Genomic DNA, 15,386 nt, shown 5'->3' on the forward strand with positions numbered 1-15,386 from the left:
CGGCCCGACGCATTCGGCCGGTGGTCGTCAATGCGTCGAAGTGCGGGCCGACGGTGCTGCTCTCGGGCGAGCTGCGAGTGACGCGCGCGGCTCGGTGTTTTCGGCCGTCCTGTCCGCCGGTGCGATCGCCGTCCACGCCGCCACCGGAGCGCGCCAATTCTCTGTCGCGACCCCAGTCGTGGACCGGACGGACTCGGATGCCGCGGTCGGGTACTTCGGAAACCTGGTACGGATCCCGATCACCGTCGACCCGACCGCGACGTTGTCGGAGACGGTAGCGATGACTACGCCACCGGCATACCGTGCACTGGACTTCCGCGACGTCGATTTCGACCTGGTCACAGCAGCGCAGGCCAACCGATGGAACGCCGACCGAACGCCGTCGCTCATGATCGCCACACGGACGAACCCGGGCGTGGTCACCCGGCCGACGCAGATGTCGGTGGTTAGCGACCCGGTGTTCAACGGGACCAGTCAGTTCACTCTCAGTATCACCGTAGATCTAGGCACGGCCGACATACCGCCGGTGGTCGAAGTCGACCACCTCTCGTCGGTCGTCGATTCGGCGTCCGCGCGCGCGATCGCCCGCTTGACCGCAGATCTCCTGACCGACCTCGCTCTCGGATCGGATCGGATCGTCGACGACTCGGTGTCCGCACCGTTGCATCCCGAGTCACGAGGAGCACCGGCAGTCGCGCTCGCCACAACGGTGGTCGAGATGGTCCGGACACAGATCCACGATAGGGCGGACTGCACGGCGCTGTTGTACGGCACATCGCCAGACGGGCCGCCGACGACGATGACCTATTGCGCCGTCGGCGCGTCGGCCGACGCGCTCGCGCGTCGCCTGATTCAGGCGTTCGAGCCACAGACGCGGGTCGCGGTACTCTGCGGCGGAGTCGATCGAGTGATCGCGTTGCTCGGAATCTGGCGAGCAAGGATGGTCGCGGTTCCGATCGACCTCGCATACCCATCGGGATGGATCAGCAGCGTGCTCGATTCGTCTACGACAGCGGGCGCGGTCGTAGACGGTGACGGTATCGAAATGCTGGGCCGTCTCGGCTCGCCAATCGAGCGACTCGCCGCCCGGTCGGATACGATGCCGACCGATCGCCCTTTGCCGCTCCCGCACCCGGAGTCGGTGGCCTATATCGGAACGACGTCGGGAAGCACTGGCGTACCCAAGACGATCGCTGTCAGCCATCGTGCCCTCGCCACCCGGATCCGGTGGGCACAGCAGGCGTGGCCCATCGACCTAGGTGACGTCCGACTGGCCAAGAGCTCACTCAACTTCGTCGACGGCATCACCGAGATAGCCGATGCCCTGTGCGCCGGCGCCGCTCTGTACGTCACCGACGCGCATGAACGCACCGACCCTCACGCCCTGGCGACCGTGGTCGACACCACGTCATGTCGGCATCTCATGGCGGTACCGACAGTGTGGGAGAACTTGCTCAACCAGTCGCCGTCGTCTGTGGCCGTGCTCGAACGAGTCGTGCTGACCGGATCGGCCACACACCCTGATCTGATCACAGCGCTGTCGGAGAAGTCCGCCGACGTACGCAACTCGTACGGGTGCGCCGAACTCGCGGGAGACGTCATCGAGGCGCCTGCTGCGGCTCAGAGCAGTGGGGTCATCGGCCGTCTCGACGAGAGTGTGATCCGTGTTCTCGACGGCCGACTCCGTCCGGTGCGGTCAGGGATAGTCGGCACGGTGTACGTGACGGGACCGGCGCTGGCCCACGGTTACCCCTCCGACCGTGGTGCCACCGCCACGGCGTTCGTCGCCGATCCGGACTCGCCTGGTGCGCGGATGTTCTGCACCGGCGACCGCGCGCGGATCGACGACGAAGGAACCATCACGCTTCTCGGTCGTGCCGACGGCGGTATGAAGGTCAACGGTGTCCGCGTGGAAAGGGGAGAGGTAGAGGCCGCACTGACCTCCCTGGACGGCGTTCGAGCCGCGGCTGCGGCAATAGCGACCGCCGAGGCGGGTGCCGACATCCTCGTTGCGATGATCGTCGCCTCGTCACGGCTTGAGCCACACACTGTCGTACTCGCGGCGTCGCGCCTGCTCCCGCCGGGCGTCACGCTCGGCGCGGTGCACGTAGTCGAGGAACTACCTACCCTACCCAGCGGGAAGGTCGACTACGGAACAGTGCGGACGGCGACCACGGCCGCCGGCGAACAGCGCGTCCATGCCTCCGAGACACATCTCCTCGTCGCCGATCTGGCTGCCGCGGTCTTGGGTCGCGAAAGCGTTGACGTGGACGCCGACCTGTTCGCAATGGGTGCGAACAGCATGCATCTGGTCGAGTTGAGCAGGCGTGCCCGCGACTCCGGCATCGAATTCACGGCGGCCGACGTGTTCGAGCACCGGTCGATCGGCGCGCTGCTCGACGCCCTTGACGTTGACTGTCCGCGCATCGAGAGCACGCCTGCCGGAACTCGAGTGGGAACCCCCGAATCGCCGGTGACCTCAGCTGTGTCCCTCCCGCCCTCGTCACGCTGGCTCACCGCGGATATGCGCGAAGCGGTCTCCACGGTCGATCTCCCCGGAGGACTGAGTGGGAACGAGATCCGCCAACGAGTGACGGACCTCTCGGCGCATTTCAGCGCACTGCGGCGTACGGTCTCCGTGTCGCGGCACGGACGTCCGCGCATCCGGCTCGGTGACGTGAGCGCTGTGGCCGTCGTCGAGGCCTCCCACCGCGCAGACGAATCGTCGGCACCGGTACTCGTGGTCGTCGACCGTGACGCCGGAACGCTCACCGTGCGAGCGTCGCCACTGGTTCTTGACCACGAATCGACCGACCTTCTCGCCTCGCGACTGGTTTCTGCATCCGGCGCATCTGTCGCGGCTCCCGCAACACGGACCTCTGCGGACGACGCCGCTCCGGGCGACCTCGATATTCGCAGCCATGCTTGGTCTGCAGACACCGACCGCGAGTTCGTCACCGGCGTGAACCGGATCTCCCGCCACATCGACGACCGCGAACGGCTTGCGCATGCCCTCATGGAATCACTCGAAGCAGTGACGACCGCGTCACCGTCGATCGATGTGGAGTGGCGCCCTGCGCGCGGACTCGGGCCTCTCGCCGACCTCGTTCCCGCGGAAGATCGTCTCGTCCCACTCAGCACTCAGTACATACGTCTCGAACGCGAATGGAACTCGCGTGAAGGGCGGCGCCGACTGTCGACGGAGCGGCCCGCCGACGTGGCCCTAGTCTTCGCCGACTATTGGGAGACCGATCATCGAGTCGTCGTCGCCGTCGCCGACGATGGACAGGTTAGTGCGCACACCTCGTCGACCGACTGCCCGCCGAAGGCACTCGCCAGGGCCCTCGCGATATGGAGTGAGGCGACGAACCCGCACTCATTGTGATCTGTATCGACGCTCTGCCATCGAAACGCGGGCGACGTCGGTCCCGAGTGTTGCCGAATCTCCGATGCATCGTTCGGAACTGGGGTTACGGTTTGACAGACCCACTTCACTAGCCCGGAGGTGTGTATGCGAATTGCCCTATTCGCCACGTGTATCGGAGACACGATGTTTCCCGACGCGGTGAAATCGACTGCATTGCTGCTGACGAGACTCGGCCACGACATCACGTTCCCGCCCGGACAGACGTGCTGCGGGCAGATGCACGTCAACACCGGTTATCAGCCCGACGCGCTGCCGTTGGTCCAGAACTACGTCGACTGCTTCAGCGACGACTCGATCGATGCTGTCGTCGTACCATCCGGGTCGTGCGTCGGGTCGGTCCGCCATCAACATGAGATAGTCGCCTCCCGCTACGGAACGCCGAGCCTGTGCGGCGGGGTCGAGACCGTCAAAGGTAAGACCTATGAGCTCTCCGAACTGCTCGTGGACGTTCTCGGGTTGACCGACGTCGGAGCCTATTACCCGCATCGGGTCACCTATCACCCGACCTGCCATTCGCTTCGGATGTTGCGGGTGGGAAGCAAGCCGCTTCGACTCTTGCGCGAGGTGCGCGACATCGACCTCGTCGAGTTGCCCGAGGCCGACGCGTGCTGCGGATTCGGCGGCACCTTCGCCTTGAAGAACGCCGAGACGTCCACCGCCATGCTTGCCGACAAGATCCGAAACGTCGGCGACACCGAAGCCGAGTACTGTTGCGCGAGCGACTCATCGTGCCTGATGCACATCGGCGGTGGTATGACGCGTCTGCAGATGGGAACCAGAACGGTACATCTCGCGGAGATCCTGGCGTCGGTGGACAAGCACTCCGGAGCGACGGCATGAGCCCGGTTGCACTGCCGACGCCCGCGTTCCCTCCCCGAGCTCCTGAGGGAGTGGGGAATCTACGCGGCACCGAGTCGTTCCCTGATGCCGCTCATCACGAACTCGCGAACTCCCAACTGCGCCGCAACATCGGCAGGGCGACGCACACGATCCGCGAGAAGCGACTACAGGTCACCGGCGAGCTTCCCGACTGGGAACAGTTGCGCGACGCAGGGTCCGCGATCAAGACAGACGTGATGAACCGTCTACCCGAACTTCTCGAGCAGTTCGAGGCCGCGGTCACCGCACGCGGGGGCGTCGTGCACTGGGCGAGTGACGCCGTAGAGGCGAACGAGATCGTGACTCGGTTGGTTCACGAGACCGGGTCGGATGAGGTCATCAAGGTCAAGTCGATGGCCACTCAGGAGATAGGCCTCAACGAGCATCTCGCGTCCGAGGGCATCCATGCGTACGAGACCGACTTGGCCGAACTGATCGTCCAACTCGGCCACGACACTCCGTCGCACATCCTGGTCCCAGCGATTCACCGCAACCGCTCGGAGATCCGGGAGATCTTCCTCAAAGAGATGAGCGACGTCGACCCCAACCTCGACGACGACCCCGTTCATCTCGCGGCCGCTGCTCGAAAGTTCTTGCGACACAAGTTCATGACGACGCGAGTCGCGATCTCGGGTACCAACTTCGGTGTCGCCGAGACCGGCACACTCGGGGTGGTCGAGTCCGAGGGCAACGGACGCATGTGCGTGACCATGCCGCAGACCCTCATCACGGTGATGGGCATCGAGAAGGTGGTGCCGACGTACGCCGACCTCGAGGTGTTCCTGCAGCTGCTGCCGAGGTCGTCGACAGGCGAACGCATGAATCCTTACACATCGATGTGGACCGGAGTCACGCCCGACGACGGCCCTCAGGAGTTTCATCTGGTGCTCCTGGACAACGGTCGCAGCGCGGCGTTGGCCGATGAGATCGGGCGGGAGGCGCTGAACTGTATCCGTTGTTCGGCATGCCTGAACGTATGTCCGGTGTATGAACGGACCGGTGGTCATGCGTACGGCTCGACGTATCCGGGACCGATCGGCGCCGTCCTCACGCCGCAACTGGCCGGGATGCATGGCAGCCACGACCCGAATTCGTCGTTGCCGTTCGCCTCCAGTCTGTGCGGAGCGTGCTTCGACGCGTGCCCGGTGAAGATCGACATCCCGTCACTGCTCGTCGAATTGCGGCATCAGAAGGTCGAAGGAGCGGCGTTCGGGGCCGAGGCGGCCGCGATGCGAGCGGCATCGGTCGCGATGTCGTCAGCGGGGAGATTCACTGCAGCACAGAAGGCGGCCGGGCTGGGCCGTCTCGTGGCAGGGAGGAAGGGGAAGATCTCGACGTTGCCGCCGCCCCTGAGCGGCTGGACCGACGCGCGCGACATCCCGTCGCCACCGAAACATACGTTTCGGCACTGGTGGAACTCCGATGAAGGACGTCGGGAGATCGCCGACGCACGCAAGGATGCTCGCCAATGAGCTCGCGCGAGGTGATACTCGGACAGATCCGCGACGCCCTGAAGCTGGCGCCCCCGGTGCGACGGGAAATTCCTCGCGAATACCGGACCGGAAGGTCAATGACAAGCAAAGAACTCGAAGATCTGCTGACCGACCGTCTCCTCGACTACAAGGCGACCGTGCATCCCTGTGCGGCGGGCGATGTACCCGGCACCGTTGCGCGTGTCCTACACGGGGCCGGAGTCACGTGCGTGGGATTACCTCCGGGACTCGATGATTCGTGGCTCTCGGAGTTCGACGGGGACGTGGTGATCGACTCGCCGGACGTACCCGCCACACAGCTCGACTCATTCGACGGCGTCGTCACCGGCTCGCGTGTGACCTGCGCTGAGACCGGCACGATATTCCTCGACGGCAGCCCCGACCAAGGACGTCGGGCGCTCACCCTGGTACCGGATCTGCACGTCTGCGTCGTCGATCTGTCTACCGTGGAAGTCGGAGTGCCCGAGGCGATGAGCCGACTCGTGCCCGAACGCCCGACCACCCTGATCAGCGGGCCGTCTGCGACGTCGGACATCGAGTTGCAGCGTGTGGAGGGGGTCCACGGCCCGCGCAATCTGCACGTGGTGATCGCCCGCTGAACCGTAGTCACGGTTCGCCGTTCGGTCACCTCACCCCGCTCGCCGGAACGAGGGGCTACTGCGCCTGCGGTCGCTGTGCATTGTGTTCTGAGGTCCCTACCGGCGCGCCGACGATGTTCGTAGCGTTCTGGTATGTCCGCTTCGCTTCGTCTTCCATCGCATGCTCGGCAGTCAGATCCCGAACTACCGAACCGCTCAGAGGTGCCGGGACGCAGACAGCGGCCGTGGTTGCTGATCTGCGGGCTGCTCCTACTTCTTGCCGCACAGCACGGCAACCCAGATATCTGGATCGCAGCGTGGCTGTTCGCGATCCCGCTGCTGCGCTGGTTCCGCTGGACCTCGATCCTGGCGGGAACCTCGGTCCTACTCGGAGTCCAGATCGTCGCCGCGGCCGTATGGGTCCTGAGCATCCGCTTGCCGACAGACGGACCGCCGACGGCGGCCATCATCGGCGCATCGGCTCTGAATGCGTTACTGGTGTTGCCCTTCCTGGCTGACCGATTGATCGCGACTCGACTTCGCGAGCGCCACACAGTGATCTCCACCCTGGTCTTTCCCTCCGCACGAGTTGCGGTTGAATTCCTGATTGCTGCCGTCAGCCCGTACGGGACGGTGTTCGGGATGTTGTCGGCCACCCAGCATGAGAATCTGTCACTGTTGCAGATCGCTTCGCTGACCGGTGCGTACGGCGTGAGTTTCCTCGTCGCCTGGACAGCGCCTGTGGTCAACGAGATCTGGAGCAGAACACCGCATCTGCGTCCGGCGGCGTGGTTCGCCGCCACGCTGGCACTCGTCGTCGCTGCGGGTTCGTTCCTGCTGTGGGCCGAGCAGACCAAGGAAACAGTCCGCATTGCGGGAATCACCCCGTCACGGTCCTTGCAGAACGTGAGTGCGGACCTGCCGGACCCCGAGGACGTGGTCCACGGGGGCGACGGGGATCTCATCTTTCGCACAATGGCGCCGGTAACGGCCGACCTTCTCGCGCAGAGCGCACGCGAAGCACGAGCCGGAGCGAAGATCATCGTCTGGGCGGAAGCGTCGACCCAGGTGATGGAGAAGGATCTCGGCGACCTGTACCGCCGCGGCGGGTCCATCGCCGCCGAGCATTCGGCCTACATCCAACTGGCGACGGCCGTCTACACCGATGTCGAGCCGTACGCGCGGAATATCGCCGCACTGGTCGGGCCCGATGGAGAACTGCGGTGGGAGTACGACAAGACCCATCCGCTCGTCGGCATGGAACCGACGCCGCCCGGCACGGATCCGGTGCCGACGCTGGACACCGAGTTCGGGAGGCTGGCCGGAATCATCTGCTATGACCTGGACTTCGGCGATACCGCCGATGTTGACGCCGACATCGTACTTACTCCTGCTGCCGATTGGCCGGGCTTCGGACGGCTGCACACTCAGAAGTCTCGAATCCGCGCCATCGAACAGGGCTACTCGGTGATCCGCCAGGACGACGAGGGAGCGGCTGCGACATTCGGCCCGCGCGGGGACCGGTTGGCCTTCGTGGAGTACGAGTCGACTGAGCAGCAGACGATGATCGCCCAAGTGCCCACGAACGGTCACCGAACGCCGTACTCCATCGTCGGCGACGCCTTCGCATGGGCGGCGATCGCCCTGCTCGTCGGGGCCGGCGTGTTGGCAGTGCGGGCCAGCCGGGTGTCTCGTGGTGGACTCGGGCCGGGCGTCCGCGTGGGACACTGAACTCGATGGCCGCGCGACGTGCTCTCTGGAGCGACATCGGTCACCGTCGCCAGACGGTGACCGATACTCACCCGGCCGAGCAGATCCGTGCCCTCGCGGGAGTGCAGTCCACCCATTCCGGCCGAAGCGGCATTCCTCGGTCGCACGCGTTCGATGCAATGACCTATCTGGTCCTCGTTCTCATGGGCGGTATCGGGACGGCCGGAATCGATGGTGTGGCCCCTCGCATCGCGAGCGTGCTGCTCTGCATCGCGTACGGGGCACTGATCGTGTGGGCTTCGCGGGCGGCACGGTCGCCGCGCAGCTACGCGGTCGCATTGGCGCTGGCAACCGTTGCGGTGGTCACCGCGATGCGACTCGGTTCAGACACCTTCGAAGCGTTCGGCTTCCTTCTGATGCTTCTCGCCGTCCGGGCGGCGATCGTCCTACGTCCGCCTTCAGCCGCTTGCTGGGGCGCAGCGCTGTGGGGGTTGCACTGCCTCTCGTCGCCGGATCTAGGACCCGCCGAGTGGCTGGTGGTCGGTTTCAACTTCGGAATCTACTTGGCGTGCGGCGCATTCGGTTACACAGTGCGTCGGCTGTACACGGCGAAGGCCGACCTCGAACACACGATGACCAGTCTGGAACAAGCACAGGCGCAGATCGCGCACCTCGCCGTCACGGCGGAGCGCCGACGACTGTCACAGGATTTGCACGACAGCGTCAAACAGCAGGTGTTCGCCGCAGGCATGCAGATCGGCGCGGCGCGCTCGATGATTAGGCGAGACCTCGCCGCCGCCGACGACTCGTTGCTCGAGGCGGATCGACTGACCCGCAGGGCTGGTGCCGAACTCAACCTCGTGATCCACGAATTGCAGCCGTCCGCAGGATTCGGCGGAGTCGGGCTACGGGCGGCGTTGGAGACGGTAACCACCAGATGGTCGCGACGCAGTGGCGTCACCACGGTCCTCGACGTGTGCGCCGACGTGCGAACACGGACCGATTGCTCTCGGAGCCTTGCCGTCGTGATCCGCGTCGTCGAAGAGGCGCTGGCCAACGTGGAGCGGCACAGCGGGGCCTCCGCGGTCAGGGTGGCCGTCGACTGCCCGGAGTCGCGGATCTCTGTGCTGGTCATCGACGACGGCTGCGGTTTCGATACGGCGGCACAGCGGAGCGGACTCGGATTGCAGACGATGGCCGAACGTGTCCAAGCGACCGATGGCACGTTGCAGGTGACGTCGTCTCCCGGCGCAGGGACCAGAGTGTATGCGGAGGTGGGCGGTGCTGCCGTCGAAGAGGACACGAACGGGGACAGATGAACAGCGACGACTCTCCGTTGACGGTCATCATCGTCGACGATCACCGAATGGTCCGGCGCGGAGTCTGCGCGTTCTTATCAACGCAAGACGACATCAGAGTCGTCGGAGAGGCAGACGACGGTGGAACAGGTGCCGACCTCGCAGCCCGTCATCGGCCGGATGTGGCGCTGGTAGACCTTGTCATGGACGGTATCTCCGGCATCGAGACGCTCCGGCGCATCAAAGAGTTCAGTCCGAAGACCAAGACCTTGGTCCTCACGTCGTTCGACGACGATTCGTGGGTCTTCGCAGCCTTGCGTGCCGGGGCGGACTCTTACGTGCTCAAGGACGTCGGGTCGGATGAGTTGGCCGTCGCTGTCCGCCGCACCGCTCACGGTGAGACTGTGTTGCACCCGCGCATCGCGGCACGTGTGGTTCGCAGGCTCCGGGGCGCCGATCAGAACGGCTCCGCGATCGACTCGCTGACGGACCGAGAACTCGAAGTGGTCGGCCATATCGCCCAAGGTGAGAACAATCGGCAGATCGCGGCAGGACTCCATCTGAGCGACAAGACAGTCAAAGCGCACGTAGGACGCGTGCTCGACAAACTCGGGTTGGCGGATCGGACACAGATCGCAGTCTTCGCGTGGCGCAACGGGATCGCCCGCCGTTGAGCGCGACGGGGCGGTTAACGCGGCCGCGGACGCTGGCCGGTCCAGCCCTCAGATCAAAGCGGCGGCCAATGCCCGGAACTCCTCCGCGGGGAACTGCTTTGCGTTGCCGCCGTTGAGGACCTGGATCGTCACCTCGTCGGCGCCACCGGCGAAGTGCGCCTCAATCCCGGCCGTCACCTGCTCGATCGATCCCCACGGAATGAGAGCGTCGACGAGTCGATCGCTTCCTCCGTCGGCGAAGTCGGCACCTGACCATCCGAAGCGACGCAGGTTGTTGGTGTAGTTGGGTAGTGCCAGGTAGCCGGTCGTGTACTGCCGGGCCGTGGCACGCGCAGCGGCCGGGTCGTCGTCGAGGACGACCGCGACTTCCGGCGCGAGGAGCGGATCCGAACCCAGAGCTTCGCGGGCCTCGACGGTGTGTTCGACGGTCGTGAAGTAGGGGTGTGCCCCGGCCGAACGGTTTCGTGCGAGTTTCAGCATCTTCGGTCCGAGTGCGGCGAGTACTCGTTGCTCAGGTGTTTGTCCGGCGGCATCGAGAGCGTCGATGTACTCGACCATCTTCGAGTACGGCTTGCGGTACTTGGTGCTGTCGCCGTCCACCACTGCGGCGTGGCTCGCTCCGAGTCCGAGTAGGAAGCGGCCGGGGTGAGCGCGCGTCGCAGAATCGGTGAAATCGACCGCGTCGGTCGCCGGCACGTGCCAGATACTGGCGATCCCGGTTGCGACCCCGATATCGGTTGTCCCGTCCAATATCTCGCGAAAGCGCGGCGGCACACTAGTACCGAAGCCGGCCGACGACCAGATTCGCGAATACCCGAGGCTCTCGAGTTCACGCGCAGCGTCGACGACAGCGCTCCGGCTGTCACCGGCCAGGAAGAATGGTTGCCACACACTGGTGCGTCGTTGAGCCATAACTCGACGCTACCTGCGTCGGCGCACGGACGTGTGAACGATGTGCGGGGTTCTTGCTTCAGGCAGTCGGAACGGAGGTCAGCCGTGCTCCAGTCCGGCGAGCCATTCGGTCGGCCCCGGACCGAGGATCTCGGTGTTCGGCGAGGCGAGGAGGACGCCCTCGGAGACTTCGGGGAACGGTGCCGCAACACCTTCGACTTTCCGGTGATCGTCGATCGCGCGCAGGTACCGACCGGTCAGATCCGGGAGCCTGATCTGCTCGGGTCCGGCGATGTCGCGATGCCGGCGGTCTGTGCATGTCTCGACCAGGACGTCGGCCACCGTCGCCACCGCGATCGGTTGGATGAACCAGTCCTGAACCAGGACGCGGTCGTGAGACTGCTCCACGGCGGCGGGGTTGAGGGCGAACTCCATCCACTGCGCCGATCGGACGATCGCGTGCGGCACCGACGACGCCGTGACGACCTTCTCCTGGGCTCGTTTTGCGACGTAGTAATCGAACTCGTCGAAGGCCGCGGCGTCGATGTTGCAGATCGACAGGTGCACGAGCGCCCGCACGCCGGTCTGCTCGCACGCGTCTGCGACACGCCGACTCGCGTCGGCGAACGCCGAGACCACATCGCCGGCAGGGTCGGTCGGGAAGGGATTCGACGCGTCGATGACGGCGTCGCAGCCCGCGATCGCGTCCGACAACCCGGCCCCGGTGTGCAGGTCAACCCCGCTTGCACGGGACGCTTCGACCACGTCGTGGTCGGCAGCACGCGCGGCGCGCACGACCAGCCGACCTGCGGTTCCGGTTGCTCCGAGGACTGCGATCTTCATCGGCTCTCCTTCGCGTGGGTTCGTGAGGCCGAGACCGGCCCGTCTCACTGTTCAGCGTACGGCCCGGACGTCACCGGGCAATGGATGTGCGCATCGACGCCGGCCGGGTGCGACGATGGGTGCATGCCCACTCCCGGCGACTTGGACCGCGATCGTGACGACGACGGTCGTGCCCGCAATTCACGGCCCCGCGACCGACTCGGCCGTCCACTCCCGTTCGGGAGCGTCGGCGTCGAGCGGATTCCCGACGACCTCGATCTGCTTCCTGCTGACTCGTTGACGTGGGCGCAGGACCTCCTCGATCAAGGCCTCGCGTTCAACGCACACGAGGTACTCGAAGGGGCGTGGAAGAGTTGCCCGTACGAGGAACGCATGTTGTGGCAGGGGCTGGCGCAATTGGCGGTCGGCATCACACATGTTCAGCGCGGCAACACCAAGGGCGCGCTGTCGTTGTTCGAGCGCGCAATACGTCGCATTGCGAGCCATGACGGTCCGGTGCCGTACGACATCGACGCGGCAGGCCTCATCGCCTATGCAGAGCAGGCCATGACCGATCTACGACGAGGAGTCGGCCTCGAGCCTGCGCAGTTGGCGCCGCGGCTGGTATGCGATGTCCGTCAGTAGGTGACGTCAGTCGTCGGCCAGTAGCCTCCGCAGCACGTACGGGAGGATTCCGTCGTTGAGGTAGTAAGCCGCCTCGGCAGGCGTGTCGACCCGGACGGTCGCCGTGAAGTCACGCGTCTGCCCGTCCTTCTCGACGTTCACAGTGACCTCGTCGGCGAGTCCGTCTCCGGACGTGATCCCAGAGATCGAATAGACCTCGTCGCCGTCGAGGTGCAGTGAGTCGGCGGTCTCGCCGCCGGTGAACTGCAGCGGCAGCACGCCCATTCCGATGAGGTTGGAGCGATGAATCCGCTCGAATGACTCGGCGATCACCGCCCGCACACCGAGCAGCCTGGTGCCTTTGGCTGCCCAGTCACGCGAGGAACCCGAACCGTAGTCCTTGCCGGCGATGACGATCAACGGGACGCCTTGTTCCTGGTAGGTCGTCGATGCGTCGTAGATGGTTGTCTGTTCGCCGCCGGGCCACGCGGCAGTGAACCCGCCTTCAACGCCGGGGACGAGTCGGTTACGCAGCCGCACATTCGCGAACGTTCCACGGATCATCACTTCGTGGTTTCCGCGGCGCGAACCGTACGAGTTGAAGTCCGACCGTGCGACGCCCTTGTCGGCGAGGTATCGACCGGCGGGGCTGTCGGTCTTGATCGCGCCGGCGGGGGAGATGTGATCGGTCGTCACTGAATCGCCGAGTTTGACCAGTACTCGTGCCGAGTCGATGTCGCGCACGGGGTCGGGTTCGCGAGCCATGCCGTCGAAGTACGGTGGCCGCCTGATGTAGGTGGACTCGTCGTCCCAGTCGTAGACGGCGCTCTCGGGAACGCTCATCCCGCGCCAATTGTCGTCGCCGGCGTAGACGTCCGAATAGCCGTCGGTGAACATCCGGGCTTCGACGTTCTCGTCTACCGCCTGTTTGATCTCCTCGCCGGTCGGCCAGATGTCGCGGAGGTAGATCTGCTCGCCGTCGTCGTTGGTCCCCAGCGGTTCGGTGAGCAGATCTGTGTGCAGGCTGCCTGCGAGAGCGTAGGCGATCACCAGCGGGGGAGAGGCCAGGAAGTTCATCTTCACCTCGGGGTGGATACGGCCCTCGAAGTTGCGGTTTCCCGACAAGACGGCGGAGACGTTGAGGTCGTTGGCGCCGACGGCCTCGCTGACCTCGGTGATGAGGGGGCCGGAGTTCCCGATGCACGTGGTGCATCCGTATCCGACCAGGTTGAACCCCAATTCGTCGAGGTACGGAGTCAGCCCGGAACGCTCGAAGTAGTCGGTGACGACCCGCGACCCGGGCGCGAGGGTCGTCTTGACCCATGGACGCGTCCGCAACCCGTGTTCGACAGCCTTCTTGGCCAAGAGCCCGGCGCCGAGCATGACGGCCGGGTTGGACGTGTTGGTGCACGAGGTGATCGCAGCGATGACGACGTCGCCATGGTCGACGATGGCTGCGGTCCCGTCGATGACCACGTCGGCCGGATCGCTGGGCCAGCCGAGCTGCGCGTTGGCGGTGAGCTGCTCGTTCGAGGTATGTCGTGGGGGAGCGTCGTCGCCGTCGCTGGACCCCAACGCGATCGGATCGCTCGCCGGGAACGAGTCCGCGGACGCGTTGTCGACGCCGTCTGTGGCCGAACGCGATCCGTCCGCGTCGCCGCTGAGTAGTCCGAGCACGGTCCGGGGCGCGTCGCCCAGCGGAATGCGGTCCTGGGGACGCGTCGGTCCGGCGATGGACGGCTCCACCGACGACAGGTCGAGATCGACGACAAGCGAGAAGTCGGGCGTGTGGTCGGGGTCGTGCCAGAGGCCCTGCTCTCGCGCGTACGCTTCGACGAGTTCGATCTCGTGCTCGCCGCGGCCGGTGAGTCGCAGGTAGTCGAGGGTCTCGGCGTCGACCGGGAACATCGTCGCCGTCGACCCGTACTCGGGGCTCATATTGCCGATCGTCGCGCGGGTAGCCAGCGGCACGTTGGCGACGCCCGGCCCGAAGAACTCCACGAACTTGCCGACGACGCCGATCCCGCGCAGCAGCTCTGCGACGGTGAGAACGAGGTCGGTCGCGGTAGTGCCGTCGGGCAGCTCGCCACTGAGTCTGATGCCGACCACCTGGGGGATGAGCATGCTCATCGGCTGACCGAGCATCGCTGCCTCGGCTTCGATGCCGCCGACGCCCCAGCCGAGCACTCCGAGGCCGTTGACCATCGGTGTATGCGAGTCGGTCCCGACGAGAGTGTCCGGATAGACCTGGGTGACGCCGCCGCGGTCCCGAGTGAAGGCGACGCGCGCGAGATATTCGAGGTTCACCTGGTGACAGATGCCGGTGTCGGGCGGCACCACCAGGAAGTCGTCGAACGACTGCTGGCCCCATCGTAGGAGTTGGTACCGCTCCCTGTTCCGTTCGAACTCCAGTTGCGCGTTGATGCCGAATGCATCGGGCCGCCCGAACGCGTCGGCAATCACCGAGTGGTCGATGACGAGTTCGGCAGGGATCTGCGGGTTGATCTTCGCTGGATCGCCGTCCAAGTCGGTCATCGCATCGCGCATGGCGACCAGGTCTACGACGCACGGCACGCCGGTGAAGTCCTGCATGAGCACGCGCGCCGGCGTGTATTGGATTTCGGGGTTGTGCTCCGATGTCGGGTCCCAGTCGCGCAATGCCTCGATCTGGGCGTCGGTGACGAGTCGCCCGTCCTCGTTACGAAGCAGATTCTCCAGGAGCACCTTGAGACTGTACGGAAGACGGCTCGAACCATCGATCCGGTCGACTCGGTACATCTCGTAGGCTGTGCCACCCACGTCGACCTGGTCCCGGGCGTTGAAACTGTTCGAAATCATCAGAGCGTCCACCTTCCGCCGCCTGCACACGGCTTCGAAGGGGGCTGAGAACGCTGAGAGCCGGGTGCTCGTGGCGACTACTTCCGACCGTACGCGGAAGTGCTGCCATTAGCTGCTGAACTGCGCCCGACGGGGAACCCAACGCTCAGCAG

11 protein-coding genes are annotated in these 15,386 nt (G+C 65.4%); 8 read left to right on the forward strand and 3 right to left on the reverse strand.

Annotated elements, in window-relative coordinates:
• The 7 genes from ACTIMF_RS04860 to ACTIMF_RS04890 form a co-directional block, all read left to right on the forward strand.
• A partial coding sequence (locus ACTIMF_RS04860; protein ID WP_442349144.1) for an AMP-binding protein occupies positions 1-3,385 on the forward strand: 3,385 nt, incomplete at its 5' end.
• A 126-nt stretch (positions 3,386-3,511) separates the two neighbouring features.
• Positions 3,512-4,267: a (Fe-S)-binding protein gene (locus tag ACTIMF_RS04865; RefSeq protein WP_442349145.1), complete on the forward strand. Its 756-nt coding sequence runs from the start codon at positions 3,512-3,514 to the stop codon at positions 4,265-4,267.
• Complete coding sequence (locus tag ACTIMF_RS04870) at positions 4,264-5,778, forward strand: LutB/LldF family L-lactate oxidation iron-sulfur protein (RefSeq protein WP_442349146.1); 1,515 nt, start codon at positions 4,264-4,266, stop codon at positions 5,776-5,778. The genes ACTIMF_RS04865 and ACTIMF_RS04870 overlap by 4 nt, the downstream gene beginning before the upstream one ends.
• Complete coding sequence (locus tag ACTIMF_RS04875; protein ID WP_442349147.1) at positions 5,775-6,398, forward strand: LutC/YkgG family protein; 624 nt, start codon at positions 5,775-5,777, stop codon at positions 6,396-6,398. The genes ACTIMF_RS04870 and ACTIMF_RS04875 overlap by 4 nt, the downstream gene beginning before the upstream one ends.
• A gap of 132 nt (positions 6,399-6,530) precedes the next feature.
• Positions 6,531-8,108, forward strand: a complete 1,578-nt coding sequence (locus tag ACTIMF_RS04880; RefSeq protein ID WP_442349148.1) for a nitrilase-related carbon-nitrogen hydrolase — start codon at positions 6,531-6,533, stop codon at positions 8,106-8,108.
• A gap of 5 nt (positions 8,109-8,113) precedes the next feature.
• Complete coding sequence (locus ACTIMF_RS04885) at positions 8,114-9,406, forward strand: sensor histidine kinase (protein ID WP_442349149.1); 1,293 nt, start codon at positions 8,114-8,116, stop codon at positions 9,404-9,406.
• Positions 9,403-10,059: a response regulator gene (locus ACTIMF_RS04890; RefSeq protein ID WP_442349150.1), complete on the forward strand. Its 657-nt coding sequence runs from the start codon at positions 9,403-9,405 to the stop codon at positions 10,057-10,059. The genes ACTIMF_RS04885 and ACTIMF_RS04890 overlap by 4 nt, the downstream gene beginning before the upstream one ends.
• 48 nt (positions 10,060-10,107) lie before the next feature.
• On the opposite strand, the gene ACTIMF_RS04895 is transcribed toward ACTIMF_RS04890, so the two are convergent.
• Together ACTIMF_RS04895 and ACTIMF_RS04900 are read right to left on the reverse strand one after the other, a co-directional pair.
• Entirely contained in the window at positions 10,108-10,971 is an 864-nt protein-coding gene (locus ACTIMF_RS04895) for a TIGR03620 family F420-dependent LLM class oxidoreductase (RefSeq protein WP_442349151.1), read from the reverse strand.
• Between the two features lie 78 nt (positions 10,972-11,049).
• Positions 11,050-11,793, reverse strand: a complete 744-nt coding sequence (locus tag ACTIMF_RS04900; protein WP_442349152.1) for an SDR family oxidoreductase — start codon at positions 11,791-11,793, stop codon at positions 11,050-11,052.
• 123 nt (positions 11,794-11,916) lie between these two features.
• Between ACTIMF_RS04900 and ACTIMF_RS04905 the strand changes: the two genes are divergently transcribed.
• A complete protein-coding gene (locus ACTIMF_RS04905) occupies positions 11,917-12,417 on the forward strand; it encodes a DUF309 domain-containing protein (RefSeq protein ID WP_442349153.1) in 501 nt (166 codons plus the stop codon).
• Between the two features lie 6 nt (positions 12,418-12,423).
• On the opposite strand, the gene ACTIMF_RS04910 is transcribed toward ACTIMF_RS04905, so the two are convergent.
• Complete coding sequence (locus ACTIMF_RS04910) at positions 12,424-15,234, reverse strand: aconitate hydratase (protein ID WP_442349154.1); 2,811 nt, start codon at positions 15,232-15,234, stop codon at positions 12,424-12,426.
• Positions 15,235-15,386: the final 152 nt, after the last annotated feature.

It is taken from the genome of Gordonia sp. (in: high G+C Gram-positive bacteria) (assembly GCF_052106715.1).
Lineage (GTDB): Bacteria > Actinomycetota > Actinomycetes > Mycobacteriales > Mycobacteriaceae > Gordonia.

What these genes read in the sequence shown, in the direction of transcription:
- ACTIMF_RS04910 (WP_442349154.1), bottom strand. Translation starts at nt 15,234, where the DNA reads ATGATTTCGAACAGTTTCAACGCCCGGGACCAGGTCGACGTGGGTGGC.
- ACTIMF_RS04905 (WP_442349153.1), top strand. Translation starts at nt 11,917, where the DNA reads ATGCCCACTCCCGGCGACTTGGACCGCGATCGTGACGACGACGGTCGT.
- ACTIMF_RS04900 (WP_442349152.1), bottom strand. Translation starts at nt 11,793, where the DNA reads ATGAAGATCGCAGTCCTCGGAGCAACCGGAACCGCAGGTCGGCTGGTC.
- ACTIMF_RS04895 (WP_442349151.1), bottom strand. Translation starts at nt 10,971, where the DNA reads ATGGCTCAACGACGCACCAGTGTGTGGCAACCATTCTTCCTGGCCGGT.
- ACTIMF_RS04865 (WP_442349145.1), top strand. Translation starts at nt 3,512, where the DNA reads ATGCGAATTGCCCTATTCGCCACGTGTATCGGAGACACGATGTTTCCC.
- ACTIMF_RS04885 (WP_442349149.1), top strand. Translation starts at nt 8,114, where the DNA reads ATGGCCGCGCGACGTGCTCTCTGGAGCGACATCGGTCACCGTCGCCAG.
- ACTIMF_RS04875 (WP_442349147.1), top strand. Translation starts at nt 5,775, where the DNA reads ATGAGCTCGCGCGAGGTGATACTCGGACAGATCCGCGACGCCCTGAAG.
- ACTIMF_RS04880 (WP_442349148.1), top strand. Translation starts at nt 6,531, where the DNA reads ATGTCCGCTTCGCTTCGTCTTCCATCGCATGCTCGGCAGTCAGATCCC.
- ACTIMF_RS04870 (WP_442349146.1), top strand. Translation starts at nt 4,264, where the DNA reads ATGAGCCCGGTTGCACTGCCGACGCCCGCGTTCCCTCCCCGAGCTCCT.
- ACTIMF_RS04890 (WP_442349150.1), top strand. Translation starts at nt 9,403, where the DNA reads ATGAACAGCGACGACTCTCCGTTGACGGTCATCATCGTCGACGATCAC.